The sequence below is a fragment of the Micromonospora sp. NPDC048935 genome (genome assembly GCF_043197875.1).
GTDB lineage: Bacteria > Actinomycetota > Actinomycetes > Mycobacteriales > Micromonosporaceae > Micromonospora.
This window is the reverse complement of record NZ_JBICTZ010000002.1, coordinates 769,985-787,776: the sequence shown is the minus strand read 5'-3', so window position 1 is coordinate 787,776 and position 17,792 is coordinate 769,985. Positions and strand designations below refer to the sequence as shown.

Sequence of the window (17,792 nt, the reverse complement as noted above, 5' to 3'; positions counted from 1 at the left end):
GGTCAGCCCGCTGCTGCGGATGGCCGCGCTGAGCCACGCCGTACCTCCGGGCCTGCCGAACCGGACCGGCTGCGACGCCTGCGGCGCGCCGGTCGGCCTGACCCGGCCCTGGCCCGCGCTGGGCCCGGCGGCCCGGTGCGGTCGCTGCCGCGCACGGACCGGCCCACCGCCGGGCACGGTCGAGCTGGCCGCGCTGACCGCGGTGCTGCTGCTGGCACTTGTCGGCCCGACGGGTGGGGCGCTGCCGGCGCTGGCCTGGTGGCTCGGCTGGACGATCCCGGCGATCTTCGTCGACCTGGCCGTGCACCGGCTGCCGGATCGACTCACCCTGCCAGCGGCGGCCGGGACGTGGCTGTTGCTCGGCGTCGCCGCCGCCCTCGCTGGCGAGCCGGCGCCGTGGCTGCGGGCTGCCGCCGCCGGCGCGGGGCTGGCGCTGTTCTTCGCCAGCACCACGTTGCTGCTGGGCAACCGCGGCTTCGGGCTGGGTGACGCCAAGCTGGCGCTCGGTGTGGGAGCGCTGCTCGGCTGGTACGGCTGGCCGGTGCTGCTGCTCGGGCTGCTGCTCGCCTTCGGGCTGTCCGCCGTGGTGAGTCTCGGCCTGTTGGCCACGGGTCGGGCCCGCTGGAGCACGCACCTGCCGTTCGGCCCGTTCCTCCTCCTCGGCACGGTGGGCGCGCTTCTGCTGCCCGGCTGACCGCCGGCTCACCGGCGGGTGCGGCTCGCCAGTTTCGGGCTCGGGCGGTCGGCGCGCTCGGATCGACGGCGCAGCACCTCGGCGGCCGGGCGGGCCAACAGCGGGGTCGCCACCACGGCCACCAGCGCACCGAACAGCACGCCCGCGATCACGTCGTGCGGGTAGTGCACGCCCACGAAGACCCGGGAGAAGGCACCCAGCGCGGCCAGGGGCAACGCGACCAGACCGAGTCGGCGGGAGAGCAGCAGCGTGGTCACCGCCAACGCGCCGGCCACCGTCGCGTGGTTGCTGGGAAACGACCAGTCGCCCGGGGGTGGGCAGGTGCCGGCGATGATCGCCCGGCCGACCATCCGACAGGGGCGGTCCTCGTCCACCACGGTCTTGAACCATTCGCTGCCGACGTACGCCAGAAGGGCCGGCAGCGGCGCGATCAGGGCGAGTGCCCGGTCGTGCGGACCGCCGGACCGGCGGGCCAGCGCGGCCATCAGCAGCAGCGCGCCGAGCAGCAGGATCACCCCCTCGGTGGCGTGCCCGACGAACCACTGCACCGGCTCTGGACTGCTGGCGGCGGCGTCGACGATGTCGCGGTACCACTCAACACTGATCTCTGGGACGTCCGTGCTGCCGTTGGCGGCCATGCCTCACCTCACCTCACGTTCATACCTCGTTCACCTTCGGAACACCCTAGGAACACGGCAGAGGGCACCACAGCTGACGAAGGTCGGCCGGGCCTCCTGCCCTTCGTCCAGCATTCGTTGAGCCTGCTCTGCGCGGCTCGGCCACCGACCAACCGCCGCCCGGTCGCCGCCCCACCCGCCGCGCGGCCGACTGAACCGCGCTGGCGGGCTCCGGTCCGCGCGGCTGGCTCGGTCCGCGCGGCTGGCTCAGGTTGGCGCGGGGCCGCCAGCCATACGTTCGCGGACGGCCTCCAGCGCCTCGAAGGTGTACGCCCAGTTGTGGCACTTGAAGCTGCGGAGGCCGTCGATCGCCGTGTGGCAGTCGGCGCAGCGCACACCGGCGATGGCGGCCGGGATCTCGGTGTTGACGTACTTCCGCTCGCCCAGGATGACGGTGGCGATCATGGTCTTGTCGTGCAGGCCGGAGAGCGCCGACGAGACGATGTCGTACCAGGTGACCCGGCGACCGCATTTCGGGCAGTCGGGTTCGTCGCCGCTGACCCAGAGCGGGGCGCCGATGCTGCGCGCCGGTATGCCGAGCAGTTTCTCCAGCCGCCGGACGTCCGATTCCGGGGTGGTCCAGCGATGCCGACCGGGCAGCGACGCGGGCGAGTCGTACACGGCGCGGAAAAGGTCGTGGTCGACCTGCACGGTCTCCCGCTGAGCGGTCATCGGCGTCCCTCCTCGTTGAGTCGGTGCCCCCACCGTGGTCAGCGACGACCATGGGCGCAGCCGGATCAACGACACGAGGGGGCGGTGGGTCGTCGTCGTGGGGTGGACATTCGCCGGCCGACCCGGTTTCGCCTCCGCCCGTCGGCGTCGGGTGGTACGACGGACGCAGGGCGTGCGTGCCAGCGGAGGGAGCGCCGATGGCGAGCAGGCCCGAACGGCTGCTGCGGCGCGGTGACTCGCCGCTGAGCGCCTCGTTCCTGGAGCTCTTCTTCGACCTGGCGTTCGTGCTCGCCCTCAGCCAGTTGGCCGAGCACCTGCTGCACAACCTCACCCTGGGCGGCGTGCTGCGTACCGCCCTGCTGTTGGTCGGGGTCTGGTGGATCTGGTTGACCACCACCTGGACCGCCGACTGGTACGACCCGGACACTCCGACCATTCGAGCGGTGCTGGTCGTCGCGACGCTGGGCAGCCTGCTGGCCGGGGTGGCGATCCCGCAGGGCCTGCACGGGCGCGCCGGGCTGTTCGCTGGCGCGTACGTCGCGGTCCACCTCGTCCGGGGCATGATCACCGTCTCGACGCTGCGCGGGCATCCGCGCCAGCGTCGGGCGCTGCGGATCCTCTGCTGGTACAGCGTCACCGCAGTGCCGTGGATGGCCGGCGTGTTTCTGCCGGAGTGGCGGGTGGCGCTCTGGGCGTTGGCCCTCGCGATCGACCTGTCCGGCCCACGGCTCGGCTGGCCCACGCCGGGGATGGGTCGCGCCCGGCCGGAGGAGTTGCACCTCGCTGGCGCGCACTTCGCCGAGCGCTACCAGCAGATCATGATCATCGCGCTCGGTGAGCTGGTCCTGGTCGCCGGCCTGTCGTACTCCGACACCCGCCTCGACCCCGCCGAGACCGCCGCATTCCTGCTGGTCTTCGCTACCGCCGTGCTGATCGGCCTGCTCTACGTGACGCCCGCCGGTCAGCACCTCGGCTCGGCCATCGAGCACGCCCCGTCCCGGCTCGGCGTCATCGCCGGGTACCTGCACCTGGTGATGATCTCCGGCATCGTGGTCACGGCCGTCGGGGCGGAACTGAGCATCGCCCACCCCACGGAGACCGGCGACAAGAAGGCTGTCATGGTCATCGTGGGTGGGCCGACGCTGTTCCTCGTCGGGCGGATCCTCTTCTCGCTGGCGATCCACCGGCGGCTGTCCTGGCCTCGCGTGGGTGCCCTGTTCGTACTGGGCGGCGCGGCGGCAGTCGTGCGGATGCCGCTGCTGGCGGTCAGCGCGATCGCCACGGCGGTGGTGCTCGTGGTGGCGGTCCTGGATCACGCAGGCATCATGTCCTACCGTCGACCCAGATCTACTGACTAAAGTCAGATATATGGACTCTGCCCTCGTCGCCGCCGTGCGGCGGTTTAACCGCACGGTCACCCAACGTGTGGGTGCGCTCGACGACGAGTACATGGCCCAGGGGCGCCCCCTCGGTCAGGCGCGTCTGCTCTGGGAGATCGGCCCGGCTGGCGCCGAGGTCGCCGCGCTCCGGGCCCGGCTCGGCCTCGACTCCGGCCACCTGAGCAGACTGCTGCGCACCCTGGAGAGCGACGGCCTGGTCACCGTGGCGTCGGCCGACCAGGCCGGGGGCGATGGCCGGGTACGCACCGCCACGCTCACCGACGCCGGCCGAACCCAGTGGGCCGATCTCGACAGGCGGTCCGACGATCTCGCCACCTCGATCCTCGAACCACTCACCGAGCACCGCCGGCAACGACTCGTCGCCGCCATGGCGGAGGTCGAACGGCTGCTCATGGGGTCGATGGTCGTCATCGAGGCGTGCCCGCCGAGCGACCCGCGGGCGCGGGCGTGCCTGCGGGCCTACGTGCGGGAGATCGGCCGACGACTCGACGACGGGTTCGACCCCGCACTGAGCAACCCGGTCCACGACGAGGCACTCGTCCCGCCCGCTGGCGTGCTCCTGCTCGCCACCCTCAACAGCGAACCGGTCGGCTGCGGCGCGGTCAAACTCCAGCCGGGCGGCCCGGCCGAGCTCAAACGCCTCTGGGTGTCCGACACCGTGCGCGGGCTCGGCATCGGCCGACGGCTCCTGGACGAGTTGGAGCGGTACGCCGCCGACCATGGCGCGACGGCCGTCCGGTTGGACACCAACCGCAACCTCACCGAGGCGATCGCCATGTACCGCGCGGCCGGTTATGCGGAGATCGAGCCGTACAACACCGAGCGCTACGCCCACCACTGGTTCGGAAAGCAGTTGGGGCGCTGAGGGCCGCATCGGGGCTGCTACCGCCGCTCGAAGCTCTCATTCGACGGAGTGGAGACGGTGCGCGATGCCGGCGAACGACCGGATGAGTTCCGTCTCGCTGCCGGTGCGCCAGATCAGCCCCCACCGGCCCGGCGGGGCGTCCGAAATGGGCACGTACGCGATGTCCGGCCGCGCGTAGTAGCGGGCGGCCTGCGCGTGCACCGGTGAGACGGCTTCGCCCGTGACGAGGATCGGGATCATCTCCTGAAAGTTGGAGACCGACGGGCCGATGCGGAGCAGACGCCCGCTGGGTGTGCGCAGCGGCACCAGGATCTCCCGCCAGTAGTCCGGCCGGGCCCCACCCATGACCGTCTCGTCGGCCAGGTCCTCGTAGCAGACCGACTCACGGCCGGCCAGCCGGTGGGATGTCCCGACGGCGAGCACGATGGGTTCGCTGTAGATGACCGGGCCGACGGTGAGGTCTGGCTCCCGGACGGGTAACCACACGATCTGCACGTCGATGTCGCCGGCGCGTAGCTGACCGAAGGGGTCGCCGAAGTCGACATGCCGCAGCTGCACCTCGCACTCGGGGGTGGCTCGCCGCGAACGCGTCGAACAACTCGCGGAAGTCGTGGAGGTTGACGGCGATCGACCCGACCCGCAGCACCCCGGTCCTGCCGCGGGCGGCGAGCCTGGCCCGCTTCATCCCCTCGCACAGCCCTCGGTACATGGGCCGAATGTCGTCGACGAGCCGTCGGCCGATCGGTGTCAGTGCCACCCGCCTGTTGTTCCGCTCGAACAGGGCGGCTCCGATCCCCTCGACCCCGACGAGTTGGTCGCGCTGATGGCCCGTGCACTGGGCGGCACCCTGGACGCGCACAGCCGTACCGACCTGGCGCGGATGTCACCCCACGAGGCCGCCGTCAAGCACTACGAGCAGGAACTCGCCACGTACTCCAGCCCTCGCGAATGGTGGCGGATCGGCACGTTCGGCGAGCGCGGTGAGCCTGTCGGTTTCGTCATCCCAGCTCGCAACGCCTACCACCCGGTGATCGCCTACCTCGGCGTCGTGCCCGAACACCGGGGCCACGGGTACGTTGTCGGACTCCTCGCCGAGGGCACCCGAATCCTCGCCGCCGAGGACGTCCCCCGCATTCGCGCCGCCACCGACCTGGGCAACGTGCCCATGGCGGCGGCGTTCGCCCGCGCCGGCTACGTCAACTTCGAGCGGGCCATCAACATGGCCTGGCAGTGACCGGCAACCTGTACCCCCGCTCGGCGGGATAGCGGCGCGCGCCTACCGGGGGCGGGGCTCTGTCGGGTTGCCGTGGGGTTCCCGGTGCGGGGCCGCTGGTGCCCGCTCGGCACCAGCGGCCCGTCGGTTCGCTCGATCAGCCCTTCACCGCGCCCGCGGTGAGCCCCTCGGTGAGGAAGCGCTGCCCGAAGGCGTACATGACCACCACGGGGATGCTGACGAGCAGCGACGCGGCGGCGAGTTGTCCCTGCGGCACGACGTCACCGGCGATCATCGACTGCATCCCCACCGGCAGCGTCTTGTACTCGTCCTTCGTGATGAACACGAAGGCGAAGAGGAATTCGTTCCAGGCGTTGGTCAGGGTGAAGAGCGCGACCGCCAGCAGCCCCGGCTTGGCCAGCGGCAGCACCACCCGGCCGAACGCCTGGATGCGGGTGCAGCCGTCGACGAGCGCGGCCTCCTCCAGCTCGACGGGGATCGACGAGAAGTACCCCACCAGCAGCCAGGTGGCGAACGGCAGCGTGAACGTCGGGTACGTCACCACCAGAGACCACAACGAGTCGGTGAGCCGCACGCCGATGAGCATCTGGTAGAGCGGGATGAACAGCAGCGCGCCCGGCATCACGTAGGTGAGCAGCACCGTGACGGTGAAGCCCTGCGCTCCGCGGAACCGCAGCCGGGCCAGCGCGTACCCCGCCAGGGCGGCGCAGACCAGTGCCACCGCCGTGGACGCCGCGGACACCAGCAGGGTGTTGAGATACCAGCGGCCGAACGGCTGGTTGTCGAACAGGGCACCGAACTGTTCCAGGGTCCACGGCGTCGGCCAGAGGTCGTCGGTGCGCATGACGACCTGGCCCTCGGACTTGAAGGCCGTGACGGCGATCCAGTAGAGCGGGCCCAGCACGAAGAAGAGCAGCCCGGCCAGCGCGACCCAGGATCCCAGGCCCGACACGATGGACGACGACCGGCGACCGCCCCGGGACTGGAGTGTCGAGACCACCCGGCCGACCGCTGCCGCGACCAGCAGGATCACCGCGAGGACCACCGCCGCCTTCCAGAAGATCCGGGGTGATGCCCAGGCCAGCAGGCCGGTGACCGCTGCGGCGACCACCCATGGCAGCGCCCTGCGCGCCGTCGGGGCCCACCGTCTCGTCCCGCTCCACCGCGCGGCTGCACGTCGCCGGGGCAGCTTGCTGGTGGTGTCCTGGCGCAACAACCGGACCAGCACGAACACCAGCCCGCCGATGATCGGCAGCATGACCAGCGTGGCCGCTGCCCCCGCGCCGTACTGCAACTGCAAGATCGCCTTCGAGTACGCATTGAGCACGTACGGCGCGGTCACGTCGCCCGGACCGCCCTGCGTCAGCAGCCAGATGAGGTCGAAGTTGTTGAACGTCCAGATCGACGACAGCGTCACCGTCACGGTGATCACGTGGCGCAGTCCGGGCAGCGTCACGTTGACGAAGCGCTGCAACGACGAGGCACCGTCGATGGTCGCCGCCTCGTAGAGGTCCGCCGGGATGGCCTTCAACCCCGCCAGGAAACACACGGTGAAGAACGGCACGCCCTTCCAGACGTTGACGAGGATCACCGACGGCATGGCCAGCGACGGGTCGGAGAGCCAGCCCGCGGGCCAACTGTCGACCAGGTGCGCGCTGGCCAGCAGCGGCCCGATCCCGGTAGCGGTGAGCAGCGTGTTGACGCTGCCGAAGATCGGGTCGAGCAACGCGCGCCAACTGAACGCCGTCACCACGGTCGGCACTACCCAGGGCAACAGGAGCAGCCCGGCCAGCACGGCCCGCCCACGGCGTCGGTGGTGCAGCAGCAGGGCCGCGGACAGCCCCAACACCACCTTGAAAACCTCCGCGTACGCGGTGAAGACGAACGAGTTCACCACGCCCGTGTGGAACTGCTCGTCGCCGACGAGAGAGAGGTAGTTGCCCAGGCCGACGAACACGGTGTCCTGCCCGTGCCGTTCGGTGGTGCTGGTGACGACCGAGCGGATGATCGGCACGATGACGAGACCGCCGACCAGCAGCGCCATGGGTGCCAGGAACAGCGCTGCCATCTTCCAGTCACGACCCAGCCGCCGCTGGGTCGCCGTGAGGGAGCCAGATCCCGGCGGCGGGGAATTCCTCGCCGCCGGGACCCGTGCCGGACGGACCGACCTCACTGCGGCAGCCCCTGCTGGTTGAAGATCTGCACCATCTTCGCGTGGGCGGCCGTCACGGCCTGCGCCGGTGCCGTGCCCTGAACAATCTGCTGCATCATGTCGGTGAGGACGTAGGCCGACCCCACCGCCTGCTGGCCCGCGCTGGCCTTCTGCGGGAAGGCCAGGCCGTTCTTCGTGTTCAGCGGCAGCTTCAGTTCGGTGATCCTGCGCAGCATGGGGAATGCCGGGTCGCCGCTGGTGAAGAACGGGTCGGCGTCCCAGACCTTCTCCCAGGCGGGCATCACCAGGCCGGGCGCCTCCTTCGCCACCCCGAGCAGCGCGGGCGCGCTGACCAGGTACTGCGCCAGGAGCTTGGCGAGCGCCGGATTCTTGGCACCCTTGAAGATGACGAAACCCTGCGACTGACCGAGCAACAGCGGATTGTTGGTCGCCGGGCCGATGCAGTCGGAGAACACGTGGGTGTTCGCGTGCACCGGGTTCTTCTTGGTCCGGGAGTCCGCGTAGACGCTGAACTGGTTGCGGGTGTAGCCGAGGACGCCGGCGAGCCAGTTCTCGTTGTTGCTGGTGTCGGTCCAGCTGGCCACCCCCGGTGGCAGCATCGGCTTGTACTTGGGATTGGTGTAGATATCGCCCAGGAAGGTCGCCGCCTGCACCGTTTCGGGGGAGTCGAACGTGACCTTCCTGCCGTCGTTGGAGGCGATCGACCCGCCGTAGGCGTTGATCAGCGCCTCGATCATGCCGTTACCGTCACCGGAGCGGTTCACCGTCATGCCCCAGCCGAACCGGCGCTTGGTCGGATCGGAGATCTCCAGGCACAGGTCCCGCAGCTCCTCCCAGCTGTAGATGTCCTTGGGAGTGATGCCCTTGTCCTGCATCCAGTCCTTGCGCAGGAACGACCCGATCCCGATGAAGTGGTACGGGATCGCGAACCACTTGCCGTCGAAGACGCAGTAGTTCTTGGCCTCGGCGCAGGGTTCGCCGTACTTGGCGGTCAGCGCCTGGACGACGTCCGTCACGTCCTCCAGGTCACCGAGCGCCTGGAACTGTGCGACGAACCGGGAGTCGGTCATGAACGCCAGGTCACGGGCCACCCCGCCCTTGACCTCGGCGTCGATCTTGGCAACCACGTCACCGGCGTCGGCCTGGACCAGGCTGTTCTCGATCTTCGTCCCGGTGGTCTCGGCGAACTTCTTGATCGAGCTGTCGAGGGCGTCGTTCGCCGCCGTCGAGTACAGCTTCTGCGACAGCATCCCCACCGAGGAGCCCTTCATCGACGCCGCGGCGTCGACAAGCTCCTGCGGAACGTCCGGCTGCACCTTGCTGGGTGAATCGGAGCTGCCCCCACACGCGGCCAGACCTGCCGCACCGAGCACCCCCACCCCCATCCCCAGAAAGCCGCGCCGGGACCACGCCGGATTGTCCTCCATGGACATTTGCCTCCTTCATCTCCCCGCACCGCTGCACGCCGAAGGCGCGCTTGACGAAAACCGCGATCCTCGTGTTCCAGGTGTGTCCCGATGCCGGCGACCTCGCGTGCGCCGCCCGCGTCGATCAATGCGTCCGCGTACTCGTCGGTGGGGTTGGTGGGGTTGCCCTGGTGGCGTCGCCGGCCGGGTGGCGCGACAAGCACGAGGCATGCGGCGACCGGGCCGAGTGAGTGGCGCTGGCGTTCCAGTTCGGTCGGGTCACGGACCACCGCCGTTCGAGATTTCGAACTGAGTTCGAGATACCGCATCGAGTGGACGCGACGCTAGAGCAGGCCGTAAAGGATGTCAATGTTTCGATACTGTTTCGGCCGAAACGGCAAGGTGCTATCGGCGCTGGGCCCGGTAGCCCATCCGGGCCGAGAGCGTGGCCGCGCCCTCGCGAACCAGCCCGGTCCACCGCACGTGCGCCTGCGGGGTCCAGCGGATGATCGGCGCGGACAGGCTCATCCCGGCGATCGTCGCACCGGAATGGTCCCGGACCGCCGCGGCGACGCAGCGCATGGCGCTGTCCGACTCGCCGATGTCCACCGCGACGTTCTCCGCCCGGACACGTTCGAGATGCGCGCGGAGGCGGTCCGGGTCGGTGATGCTGTCCGGCGTCATGCCCGGCAGGGCATCCTTCGTCAGCAGGGCGTCCAGACCCGCCTGATCGAGCTCCGACAGCAACACCTTGCCCACCGCCGTGCAGTGGGCCGGCAACCGCCGGCCGACCGCGGAGACCATCCGGACCGGGTGCGTGCTGTCGAACTTGACGAGGTAGATGACATCGGCGCCGTCGAGCACGGCCACGTGGACCGCCTCGTCGCACGCGGCGGCCACGTCCCGTGCGACACACTGTGCCTCGCGGACCAGGTCGAGCCGGCCGGCGAACGCCGCCCCGAGCTGGAACAGCGGCATGCCGAGCCGGTACTGCACCGGCTGACCCGGGACGGAGATCAGGTACGAGCGAGCCTCGAGCGTGACGAGCAGTTCGTGGACGGTGGTGCGGGGCAGGTCGAGCCGCTCCATCACCTGGCGGGCCGACAGTTGGGGGTGGTCCAGGAACAGTTCGAGGATGTCGAGTGCGCGGATGACCGCCGATACCACACGGGGCATGTCGATAGTCCCTTCGAAATGCCGGACCCGTGTCAGCGAGATCCACACGGACCAGCACCTGAAGAGGATAACTGCGTCAGCGCCCGACGCCAGGCTCCGGAGTTTGGCGCCGCGGGCGACGTGGAGTGTGGTCGACCGCGCGAGACCTGGTCGCGGACGGGTCGTGGCCCGGGCCGTCCGGCCTCTATCGGAGCACGGGAAGCTTCGACGTTCGCCGATCGGCCTGGGCCGCCGAGGCGTCTCGCCGGTCCTCCGGCACACGGCGACGTTGCAGGGCACCCGAGCGACTACCGGCCTGACGACGGGCCCGTCGGCACGGGCCGGACCATCGAGGGCCGCGCCATTCGAGGCCGACAGGCACCGGCGCTCGCGTCGGCTCCTTGCTGCCTGGCCCGCAAGTCCTGCCTTGTTCGCCCCGTCACTCACGCGCGTTAATGTGTCCCGTGATCGTATGGCTCAACGGCACCCACGGAGCGGGCAAGACGACCACCAGCTCGCTGGTGCAGCAACTGATCCCGGACTCCCGGGTGTTCGACGCCGAGAAGGTCGGCGAGACGCTGATGGACATCACGCCGGGGCTGCCCGAGACGGACAACTTCCAGCACTGGCCGCCGTGGCGGCAGCTCGTCGTCGAGACCGCCCGCCGCGTGCTCGACTACACCGGCGGCACTCTGGTGATACCCATGACCGTCCTGGTGGAGCAGTACTGGCGCGAAATCAGGGCGGGCCTCGCCCAGCACGCGATCCCGGTAAGGCATTTCGTCCTCCACGCTGACCAAGACACCCTTCGCCGGCGAATCGAGGGAGAACACCCCGTTCCGTCGCCGTTCCGTCTGAAGTACCTGGAGCCCTACGCCGAGGCGGCCCGCACGTGGCTGCACGCCGAGGCCGAGGTCGTCGACACCACGCACCTGACTCCCGCCCAAGCCGCCACGCAGATCGTGCGACGAGCCGCCGGGGAAAGCCCAGGGGCCTAGCCTCAGCGCCCGACGACCGGCACAGCCCTACGAATGACGGCAGACGTAGATCAGCTTCGCTCGTCTGGACCCGGGGGGCGGACATCAACCCGGGCACAGGTGGTCGGGTAGCCTGAAGCGCAGAGGGCTGTTAGCTCAATGGTAGAGCTGAGGACTTTTAATCCTTAGGTTCTGGGTTCGAGTCCCAGGCGGCCCACCAACGGCATGTGACCTGGGAAAAGCCTGCTTCTCCGGTGACCCGGCCGATCTGCCCCCTCACACGTTGATCGGCTCGACCCGCCGGCGAGGGGTCCAAGCCGCGCACCTGCGGCTCGGACCCCTTCCGCGGCCGGTCCGACGGCTGCTGCTCGGGCTCGATCTCGTCAGGGCGCCAGCGGTTGGCCGGTCACAGGAACTCGCTGCGATAGGTCGAGGCCAGTTCGGCACCGCGGCGGCGGCGTTCGGCGAGTTCGTCCGGTGAGAGCTGCGGCGGTGGTGCGTCCTTGCCCGCGACGACGTCGCCGACGCGGGTGAAGTACTCGTCCTGTCCGGCCGGGGTGCACATGCAGAGCATGTGGGCCGGCGCACCTGAGGTGTTGCGGAAGTTGTGCGGTGCGTTGGCCGGGATGTTGATCGTGGAGCCGGCCCGCACGACGTGCTTCTCGCCGCGGAAGGTGAACTCGATCTCGCCCTCGAGGATCGTGAACATCTCCTCGAAGTCGTGCCGGTGCGGCGGCGGGCCGCCGCCGTCGGGCACGCGCATGTCGATCAGGCAGTACGCGCCGTTGGTCTGCTCGCCCGTGATCAACATTCCGTAGGTGTTGCCCACCAGGGAGATGTAGGTCGTGGCGGGATCGTCGGGGTTCGCCACGGTCAGCGAACGAGTGGGATCGTCGTCGGGAATCATCGTGATCGTCTCCTGGGTGTGTGGTCGGTTGGTTCGAGCGGCCGGGCGACGGCGCGCCCCCCGAGGCAACTCGACGGGGCCGCTCGTTTGATGCTCGTGCAAAGCACCGCCACCTCGCGCGCTTTCCTGTGGCTGGCCGGGACTGCTACAGCCGCGGCTCCTGCGCCTCAGCCACTGCGCGCACCGGTGCGGGGCAGCCGCCACGTAACGACGCCACGGTGGGGCGAAGGGACCGGTGAGGATGGGGCGCCGCGGGTCAGGCCGTGGGCGCGAGAATGACGGTCTTGCCCGGCAGTTCGCCCGCGCCGGCCCGGGCGTGGAGTGCGGGCAGGTCGGCCAGCGCGACCCGCTGGGCGACCTCGACGCGCAACTCTCCGGTGCTGATCCGAGCGGCCAGGTCGGCGAGTTGGTCGGCGTCGCTGCGGACGAACAGGTCGATGCCACGCACATCGCGCGCCTCGTCCGAGGGGGCGGGCATCCAGACGGTGGTGTTGACCAGGGTGCCGCCGTCCCGGATCAGCGTGACCAGCGCGGCCAGCCGTTCCGGGGAGACGGGCGCGAGATTGAGTACGAGGTCGACCGGCTCGGTCACCGCCGCGGTCACGTCGGTGGTGGTGTGGTCGATCACCTCGTCGGCGCCGGCAGCCCTGACCCGCTCGGCGCTGCGTGGGCTGGCCGTGGCGATCACGTGGGCACGGACCTCCTTGGCCAGTTGCACCGCGTATCCGCCGACCGCTCCGCCGGCGCCGTTGATCAGCACCCGCTGGCCGGTGGTCAGCTTGCCGTGGTCGAACAGCGCCTGCCACGCGGTCAGGCCGACCAGCGGGAACGCCGCCGCGTCGGCCAACGGGATGTTCGCGGGTGCCCCCGTCAGGATCTCCGCCGGCGCGATCACGTATTCCGCGGCCGCCCCGGTCCCCGTCATCGGCAGGAAGCCGACGACCCGGTCGCCGACCGTGACGTCGTCCACGCCGTCCCCGAGCGCGTCGACGGTGCCGGCGACGTCGAGACCGGGAGTGTGCGGCAGCTCCACCGGGATCGGGCCCTGCATGTAGCCCGCGCGGATGTTGCCGTCGACGCCGTTGAACGAGGTCGCGGCGACGCGGATCCGGACCTGCCCGGCTCCGGGGGTGGGCTGCTCGACATCCTCGTAGTGGAGAACCTCGGGACCGCCGAACTCGTGGAAACGTACTGCCTTCATTGCTGAACCTGCCTCTGTGAGCGTCGTCGATGTACTTCGCACTCGGAGCGGCTGCGACGCGGGGATGCTCCCTGCGGTCTGCTTCGAGTTGCGAAGGCACCCAGCCCCGCCTCACCAGGTCCACCCGGAGGCAGCCACTGGATCAGCGCTTGCTGGAGACGTCACCCACCTTCACCGGTTCCGGCGCGGTTAGCCTGGGCCGGGCTGGCCCACCCTGATGATGGTCGGGTCCCCGGAGTCGCCGACGATCTCCGCGAGACGCGCCGCATCGGCCGATCCGGGAGCCGCGGTGAGCAGCAGAGCCGCCAGATCGTCGCCCGGGATGGCGAGCAGGCTGCCGACGAGCGTGACGGCACCGCCGTCCGGGTGAATGAACGCGGCACTGCTCTCGTAGGCCGTCACCGGTCGTGGCGCGCGCCACAAGGTGTCGAACAGGCGGCTTCGGCTCCGCATCTCGTCCACCAGCGCGGCGAGCGAGGCGTCGGCGGGGTAGCGCAACAGCGCGCTCTGTAGGCGGGCGGCGAGGATCGATTCATGATCGGTCGCGTCGTCCGTGGACTGCTTGAAGCCGTGGAACGGATCGCAGAACGTACGCCACGCGATGTTCCACTCCCAGGGTTGCCCGGTGAGCTCCCAGTGCCCGAGGGCCATGAACGCGCTGTTCACGGCGACGAGATTCATCGCCGCGTCGGAGACGAACATCGGCGTGTCCGTGAACCGCTCCAGCAGCCGCATCGCGCCCGGACCGATCTCGTTCGGCACCTGCCCGTCCGCAGCGGCGTACCCGGCCAGCGCGCAGAGCCGCTCGTACTCCGCCCGCCCGATCCGTAACGCACGGGCGATGGCGTTCACCACCCCGGCTGACGGATGGCTGCGCCCCTGCTCCAGCCGGCGTACGTAGTCCGCGGACATCCCCGCCAGCTCGCCGAGCTCCTCCCGCCGCAGCCCCTGCACCCGCCGACGACCGATCGGCAGCCCGACAGCCGCAGGCGCCGTGTTCTCCCGCAACTGGCGCACCGCGGCACCGAACGCGTGACGTTCCACCGCCCAATTGTGCCCGGACAGTTCGGACGTCGTGATCAGTCGGCGGCCCAGCGGTGTTCGGGCGCTCGTCGTGATCAACTCGCGTTCCCGGAAGTCGGGCGGTCCCGCCCGCTGCGACACCGCGAGTTCCAGAAAGTCGAGTGGATCAAGCCGCGTGGTCGTGCGCCCGCGCGGTCGCGGACCGGGAGTCCGCGAGACCGCCGGCAGGGGCGGCGTCGGTGGTTGAGCGGCGACTGGGCGGGTACGGGGTCGAGCATGCGGATCGTGGTGGTGGGGGCGAGCGGCAATGTCGGTACGGCGGTGCTGCGGCGGCTCCGTCAGGAGCGGGACGTGGAGCTGGTCGGGGTGGTCCGGCGGGTGCCCGCACCGGATGCCGGTGAGCCGTACGACCAGGTTCGGTGGCACTCCTGCGACATCGGGGCGCCGGGCGCGGCCGGGCAGCTCGCCGAGATGTTCGCGGGTGCGGACGCGGTGGTGCACCTGGCCTGGCAGATCCAGCCCAGCCACGACCAGCGGGTGCTGCGTCGGACAAACGTCGAGGGCAGTCGGGCGGTGTTCGACGCGGTGCTCCGGGCCGGTGTGCCGGCGGTGGTGTACGCCTCGTCGGTCGGCACCTACGCCCCCGGTCCGAAGGACCACCCGATCAGCGAGCGGTGGCCGGCCACGGGTGTGCCCGGCTCGTCGTACAGCGAGCACAAGGCGGAGGTCGAGGCACTGCTGGACGGGATCGAACGTGATCACCCGACGCTGCGGGTGGTGCGGATGCGACCCGGGTTGATTTTCCAGCGGGCGGCGGGCGCGGAGATCACCCGCTACTTCCTGGGCCCGCTGGCGCCGGTGCGGCTGCTGCGCTTCGGCCGGATCCCGCTGGTGCCGACGAACCGACGGCTGCGGATGCAGGCGGTGCACGCCGACGACGTGGCCGATGCGTACACCCGGGCGGTTTTGGGTGAGGTGCGCGGCGCTTTCAACGTCGCCGCGGACCCGGTGCTCACCCCGGAGTTGGTGGCTCGGCATTTCCACGGTTGGACGGTGCCGGTCGCCGCGCCGGTGCTGCGGGCGGCGGCGGCGCTGACCTGGCGGGCGCGGCTCCAGCCGGTCGACGCGGGCTGGGTGGAGCTGGGCCTGAACGCCCCGCTGATGTCCAGCGAGCGGGCGGAGACCGAGCTGGGTTGGCATCCCAGGATCAGCGCGCTCACCGCGCTGAAGGAACTCTTCGCCGGAATGGCCGACGGCGACCACACGGCAAGCCCACCGATGTCCGGCGCACGCGACCTGCCCGGCCGTCCCGCCGCCCTCCTGCACGCCCGCCCGCCCGGCGAGGGAAACCCCTACTGACCGCCGGTCAGGAGAGCGTGGACCCCGTCACCGTGGGGTTCTGGGCGCCCAGGAAGAAGATGCCGGGGAAGCCTCGGGTCTCGAACTTTCCGCTGGGGTTGCGGCGCAGTGTCGAGTTTTCGATCCGCATCGTGCCGGTGCGGTTGTTGCTGACGAAGAAGACCGCTCCGCCGCCCTCGTTTGCCCTGTTGTTCTCGATGATCGTGCCGGCGGTCCGGACGGTGAACTCGTTGCCGTCGCAGTAGATCGCGCCGCCGCTGCCGCCGCCGGGCGTGCCGGACTTGGCCGGGTTGGCGCCGCTGCCGATCGCCTCGTTGTGGCTGAGCACGCTGTTGAGCACCACCCAGGAAACGCCGATGCTGCTCAACGCGCCCCCGTTGGAGCAGGAGCCACCCTGGCCGGCCGCCCCGCCGAAGGTGCTGCTCACCACGTACACCGGCTTGTTCTCATACTGGCTGAGCACCCGGATGGCCGCGCCGCCCAGGTCGGGGCCGGTGCGGTCGCAGCGGTTGCGGACGAAGCGCGAGTTGACCACCTTGAGCCGCCCGCCGCGGACGAAGATCGCACCACCGCCACCACCCTCGGCCTTCTCGCCTGTGGAGTTGCCGTCGGCGAAGGTCAGGTTCTGCACGGTGAGTTGCGGATGGTCCTGGTTCTGGCAGTGCGAGGTGGTGAAGCCCTGGGCCTCGTCGCAGGTGTTCATATAGAGGATGCGGCGCTGGCCCTGGCCGCTCAGGGTGACCCGGCCGCCGCCGTCCAACACGATCTTCGGTCCGTTGGCGTTGCGGACCTTCGCGGTGGCGGTCATCTTGATCGTCACCGGGGCGGGGCCACAGTTGAACGTGATGACACCGCCGGCCGCGACGGCCTGCACGACCGCCGCGGAGGTGCAGCTCGCCGGGGTGCCGGTGCCGATGGTCCGGGTCGGCTTCGAGGTGTCCACCGCCCGTGCCTCGGCCGGAACGGTGGCGTGGCCGTTCGGGTTGCCGGCCGCGAGCACCTTCGCGGCGGGCTTCGGGCTCGCGCTGGCCCCCGGGCCGCCGAGGCCGTCGCGGGTCTGCGGCGATGCCTCGCCCGGCGCACCCGTCGGCGGGGTCACCGGCGAGGCGGACGAGCCGGCCTCGAAGGCCGGGGCCGGGTCGTTGGACGCGCACGCGGGCAGGGCCGCGGTGGCGACACCGAGGACGAGCAGAGCGGCAAGCGACGTCAGGCGCACCCCGTGATGCTAGGTGGTGTGTCAAAGCCCCCGGCCTGCCTGCCTCGGCTCGACGAAGACGGGGCACGCGGGTCAGGCGTGGGAGAGGGCGAAGGCGGTCAGGAAGCCGGCGACGGTGATGAGACCGACGAGCAGATGGGCGTTCTCGAAAGCCTCCGGGACCATGGTGTCGGTGATCATGGCGAGGATCGCCCCGGCGGCCAGCGCCGTGATTCCGGCCAGCACCTCCGGGGGTGCCCCACCCAGCAGCGTGTTGCCGAGCAGCGCCGCCGCCCCGCTGATCAGCGCGATCCCGATCCAGAGCAGGAAGACGTACCGCCGGGACCGGCCGGCCTGACGCATGCCGGCCGCGCTGGACAGGCCCTCCGGAACGTTGCTGAGGAAGACCGCCGCCACCGTGACCAGGCTGACCGTGCCGCCGCCGAGCAGGCTCGCGCCGATCACCACGGATTCCGGTACGCCGTCCAGCAGCGCGCCCACCGCGATCGCCGACCCCGAGCCGGGCTGCTCACCCTCGGAGGGCTGCTGGTCGCCGGAGCGCTTCCGGTGCCGTGCGCCGTGCCGGGCGAGGGCCAGGTTGGCAAGCGTGTAGATCACCGCGCCACCCGCCGCGCCGAGCGCGGTGGGCAGCAGCCCGCCCTGCGCGTGCGCCTCGGCGATCAACTCGAACGACACCGCGGAGAGCAGCACGCCCGCCCCGAACGCCATGATCGACGCGATGACGCGTTGCGGCACCCGGGCGAACCAACCGACTGCCGCCCCGACCAGCAGGGCCGACCCGGCCAGCAGCCCCCACCCACCCGCCTGTAACCACTCCGGCATTCGCGGGACCG

At 70.5% G+C, this 17,792-nt stretch carries 16 protein-coding genes, 1 tRNA gene and 1 pseudogene; 7 read left to right on the top strand and 11 right to left on the bottom strand.

The features are described from left to right. Nucleotides 1-19 precede the first annotated feature (19 nt). On the top strand, nt 20-694 hold the full coding sequence (locus ACGFIW_RS09975) for a prepilin peptidase (RefSeq protein WP_393312794.1): 675 nt from the start codon (nt 20-22) through the stop codon (nt 692-694). 8 nt (nt 695-702) lie between these two features. On the opposite strand, the gene ACGFIW_RS09970 is transcribed toward ACGFIW_RS09975, so the two are convergent. Further along, complete coding sequence (locus tag ACGFIW_RS09970; protein WP_393312513.1) at nt 703-1,332, bottom strand: phosphatase PAP2 family protein; 630 nt, start codon at nt 1,330-1,332, stop codon at nt 703-705. 246 nt (nt 1,333-1,578) lie between these two features. Beyond that, a complete protein-coding gene (locus ACGFIW_RS09965; protein ID WP_393312511.1) occupies nt 1,579-2,043 on the bottom strand; it encodes a hypothetical protein in 465 nt (154 codons plus the stop codon). Between the two features lie 197 nt (nt 2,044-2,240). Between ACGFIW_RS09965 and ACGFIW_RS09960 the strand changes: the two genes are divergently transcribed. Then, nucleotides 2,241-3,401: a low temperature requirement protein A gene (locus tag ACGFIW_RS09960; RefSeq protein ID WP_393312509.1), complete on the top strand. Its 1,161-nt coding sequence runs from the start codon at nt 2,241-2,243 to the stop codon at nt 3,399-3,401. A 10-nt stretch (nt 3,402-3,411) separates the two neighbouring features. Continuing rightward, a complete protein-coding gene (locus tag ACGFIW_RS09955) occupies nt 3,412-4,308 on the top strand; it encodes a GNAT family N-acetyltransferase (protein WP_393312507.1) in 897 nt (298 codons plus the stop codon). A 36-nt stretch (nt 4,309-4,344) separates the two neighbouring features. On the opposite strand, the pseudogene ACGFIW_RS09950 reads toward ACGFIW_RS09955, so the two are convergent. Next, nucleotides 4,345-4,878: pseudogene (locus ACGFIW_RS09950) on the bottom strand (LysR family substrate-binding domain-containing protein); the annotation flags it as partial. A 253-nt stretch (nt 4,879-5,131) separates the two neighbouring features. Between ACGFIW_RS09950 and ACGFIW_RS09945 the strand changes: the two are divergent. Further along, nucleotides 5,132-5,542 carry a GNAT family N-acetyltransferase gene (locus tag ACGFIW_RS09945; protein ID WP_393312505.1) on the top strand — a complete coding sequence of 137 codons (411 nt, stop codon included), beginning with the start codon at nt 5,132-5,134 and terminating at the stop codon, nt 5,540-5,542. Between the two features lie 136 nt (nt 5,543-5,678). Here ACGFIW_RS09945 and ACGFIW_RS09940 read toward each other — a convergent pair whose 3' ends face one another. The 3 genes from ACGFIW_RS09940 to ACGFIW_RS09930 all read right to left on the bottom strand — a co-directional run bounded on the left by ACGFIW_RS09940 (nt 5,679) and on the right by ACGFIW_RS09930 (nt 10,297). Next, nucleotides 5,679-7,715: an ABC transporter permease subunit gene (locus tag ACGFIW_RS09940; RefSeq protein WP_393312503.1), complete on the bottom strand. Its 2,037-nt coding sequence runs from the start codon at nt 7,713-7,715 to the stop codon at nt 5,679-5,681. Beyond that, nucleotides 7,712-9,148: an extracellular solute-binding protein gene (locus ACGFIW_RS09935; RefSeq protein ID WP_393312501.1), complete on the bottom strand. Its 1,437-nt coding sequence runs from the start codon at nt 9,146-9,148 to the stop codon at nt 7,712-7,714. The genes ACGFIW_RS09940 and ACGFIW_RS09935 overlap by 4 nt, the downstream gene beginning before the upstream one ends. Before the next feature lie 378 nt (nt 9,149-9,526). Continuing rightward, a complete protein-coding gene (locus tag ACGFIW_RS09930; RefSeq protein ID WP_393312499.1) occupies nt 9,527-10,297 on the bottom strand; it encodes an IclR family transcriptional regulator in 771 nt (256 codons plus the stop codon). A gap of 443 nt (nt 10,298-10,740) precedes the next feature. On the opposite strand from ACGFIW_RS09930, the gene ACGFIW_RS09925 reads away from it, so the two are divergent. After that, entirely contained in the window at nt 10,741-11,274 is a 534-nt protein-coding gene (locus tag ACGFIW_RS09925; RefSeq protein ID WP_393312497.1) for an AAA family ATPase, read from the top strand. A 124-nt stretch (nt 11,275-11,398) separates the two neighbouring features. Next, nucleotides 11,399-11,473 (top strand) — tRNA-Lys (locus ACGFIW_RS09920). Nucleotides 11,474-11,659: 186 nt separating this feature from the next. On the opposite strand, the gene ACGFIW_RS09915 is transcribed toward ACGFIW_RS09920, so the two are convergent. The 3 genes from ACGFIW_RS09915 to ACGFIW_RS09905 all read right to left on the bottom strand — a co-directional run bounded on the left by ACGFIW_RS09915 (nt 11,660) and on the right by ACGFIW_RS09905 (nt 14,405). Beyond that, nucleotides 11,660-12,160 carry a cupin domain-containing protein gene (locus ACGFIW_RS09915; RefSeq protein ID WP_393312496.1) on the bottom strand — a complete coding sequence of 167 codons (501 nt, stop codon included), beginning with the start codon at nt 12,158-12,160 and terminating at the stop codon, nt 11,660-11,662. A gap of 256 nt (nt 12,161-12,416) precedes the next feature. Continuing rightward, nucleotides 12,417-13,361 (bottom strand): NADP-dependent oxidoreductase, encoded by a 945-nt coding sequence (locus ACGFIW_RS09910; protein ID WP_393312494.1) that lies wholly within the window; start codon nt 13,359-13,361, stop codon nt 12,417-12,419. 189 nt (nt 13,362-13,550) lie between these two features. After that, nucleotides 13,551-14,405 carry a helix-turn-helix domain-containing protein gene (locus ACGFIW_RS09905; RefSeq protein WP_393312492.1) on the bottom strand — a complete coding sequence of 285 codons (855 nt, stop codon included), beginning with the start codon at nt 14,403-14,405 and terminating at the stop codon, nt 13,551-13,553. A gap of 255 nt (nt 14,406-14,660) precedes the next feature. Here ACGFIW_RS09905 and ACGFIW_RS09900 point away from each other — a divergent pair, with 255 nt between their 5' ends. Further along, complete coding sequence (locus tag ACGFIW_RS09900; protein ID WP_393312490.1) at nt 14,661-15,743, top strand: NAD-dependent epimerase/dehydratase family protein; 1,083 nt, start codon at nt 14,661-14,663, stop codon at nt 15,741-15,743. Between the two features lie 7 nt (nt 15,744-15,750). Here ACGFIW_RS09900 and ACGFIW_RS09895 read toward each other — a convergent pair whose 3' ends face one another. Together ACGFIW_RS09895 and ACGFIW_RS09890 are read right to left on the bottom strand one after the other, a co-directional pair. Then, complete coding sequence (locus tag ACGFIW_RS09895) at nt 15,751-16,959, bottom strand: hypothetical protein (RefSeq protein WP_393312488.1); 1,209 nt, start codon at nt 16,957-16,959, stop codon at nt 15,751-15,753. A 72-nt stretch (nt 16,960-17,031) separates the two neighbouring features. After that, nucleotides 17,032-17,781 (bottom strand): ZIP family metal transporter, encoded by a 750-nt coding sequence (locus tag ACGFIW_RS09890; RefSeq protein ID WP_393312486.1) that lies wholly within the window; start codon nt 17,779-17,781, stop codon nt 17,032-17,034. Between the last annotated feature and the right edge of the window lie 11 nt (nt 17,782-17,792).

Coding starts and splice junctions, on each gene's coding strand:
- ACGFIW_RS09915 (WP_393312496.1), bottom strand. CDS start 12,160: ATGATTCCCGACGACGATCCCACTCGTTCGCTGACCGTGGCGAACCCC.
- ACGFIW_RS09890 (WP_393312486.1), bottom strand. CDS start 17,781: ATGCCGGAGTGGTTACAGGCGGGTGGGTGGGGGCTGCTGGCCGGGTCG.
- ACGFIW_RS09970 (WP_393312513.1), bottom strand. CDS start 1,332: ATGGCCGCCAACGGCAGCACGGACGTCCCAGAGATCAGTGTTGAGTGG.
- ACGFIW_RS09955 (WP_393312507.1), top strand. CDS start 3,412: ATGGACTCTGCCCTCGTCGCCGCCGTGCGGCGGTTTAACCGCACGGTC.
- ACGFIW_RS09910 (WP_393312494.1), bottom strand. CDS start 13,361: ATGAAGGCAGTACGTTTCCACGAGTTCGGCGGTCCCGAGGTTCTCCAC.
- ACGFIW_RS09900 (WP_393312490.1), top strand. CDS start 14,661: ATGCGGATCGTGGTGGTGGGGGCGAGCGGCAATGTCGGTACGGCGGTG.
- ACGFIW_RS09945 (WP_393312505.1), top strand. CDS start 5,132: ATGGCCCGTGCACTGGGCGGCACCCTGGACGCGCACAGCCGTACCGAC.
- ACGFIW_RS09930 (WP_393312499.1), bottom strand. CDS start 10,297: ATGCCCCGTGTGGTATCGGCGGTCATCCGCGCACTCGACATCCTCGAA.
- ACGFIW_RS09965 (WP_393312511.1), bottom strand. CDS start 2,043: ATGACCGCTCAGCGGGAGACCGTGCAGGTCGACCACGACCTTTTCCGC.
- ACGFIW_RS09935 (WP_393312501.1), bottom strand. CDS start 9,148: ATGTCCATGGAGGACAATCCGGCGTGGTCCCGGCGCGGCTTTCTGGGG.
- ACGFIW_RS09960 (WP_393312509.1), top strand. CDS start 2,241: ATGGCGAGCAGGCCCGAACGGCTGCTGCGGCGCGGTGACTCGCCGCTG.
- ACGFIW_RS09975 (WP_393312794.1), top strand. CDS start 20: ATGGCCGCGCTGAGCCACGCCGTACCTCCGGGCCTGCCGAACCGGACC.